Consider the following 1,104-nt stretch of genomic DNA (forward strand, 5'->3'; position numbering starts at 1 on the left):
TGAATAAAGTAGGAAAAAATGTGAGACGCAGTGCGGAAAAAAGCATGATCAGTCAGGCCGTGCCGCTGTTGAGGAGCTATGTCTAACAATAAACAGGAAACTTACTCTCTCGTTGTGTTCACTATTCGACTCGCTGGGCTCGTAATCTCTGGTTCTATTAGTCGTCTTAATACATGAATGTAAGGTTAAGACATCAAGTTTTGATCGGCCCAAGCAATGGCTTGAACTCGGTTTTTCACTGAGAGCTTTTTAAAGATCTGATACAGGTGCGACTTGATCGTAAATTCGCTAACAAACAGTTCTTCTGCCATCTGGCTATTCGATGCTCCAGCTTGCAGACAACGCAGCACTTGCAGTTCGCGAATGGTGAGATCGACGGTTGCTGGCGCGGTGTGAGTATTTATCACATTTCGATAGTAGTGCAGCAGTTGGCTGGTTACGTTGCGTGGTAGCCAGTTTTGCCCGTTGACAATGCCTTTCAGTCCTTCGCCTACTTGTTCTAAAGAATCTTCGCTGTAAAACAAGCCTTTTAATTGACCGAAGGCGAGCAGTTCATCCGTAGTGAGGCGTTTTGGAACGTTGAACACGACCGTCTCAAAGTTCTTCCAAACCAATGGCAGGTTTTTAATCGATTGAACGAGTGATTTATGTTCACTGAAGTCAATGAGTAGAATTTTATTTCGATGTTCGGGTTTCGCTTCCATTAGGGCATCGGTTGAGATTACAGGAATGCTCATATCGATGTACTTTTCTAATGATGCGACTTTCTGCGCAGCATCGTCTTCCATACTAATCAGAAATAGCTTTCTTGCGTAAGCCGACTTTCTCACGTGTTCAAATCTCCCAAGGTTCAGTAGAGGCCGTAAGTTGGCATTAAAGTATGGGGAGAGCTATAGCTTTGGTGAATAAATGCGTTGAGATTCAAAGGTTCACGAATGAAGTCTGCAACGCGAATCAAAAATGCTACATATGAAAGTTGAACTGAGATTTTGGTTCTAGCGTAGGGCGTGATCGAACACAATGGCATTGGGCTTTAACCAAAACATCAAAGCGTGTATTCTATTGCGCTAAAATGAATATACAGATCCAGAGTTAAACGGAGCA

The 1,104-nt window shown here is 43.2% G+C and carries 1 protein-coding gene; it reads right to left on the minus strand.

The features are described 5' to 3' along the window. Positions 1-185 precede the first annotated feature (185 nt). The gene (locus R7Q47_RS26035; RefSeq protein WP_005480993.1) at positions 186-830 is read right to left on the minus strand and encodes a LuxR C-terminal-related transcriptional regulator; all 645 of its coding nucleotides are present in this window, start codon (positions 828-830) and stop codon (positions 186-188) included. Positions 831-1,104 lie beyond the last annotated feature (274 nt).

The sequence above is a fragment of the Vibrio sp. Vb0349 genome, assembly GCF_033338975.1.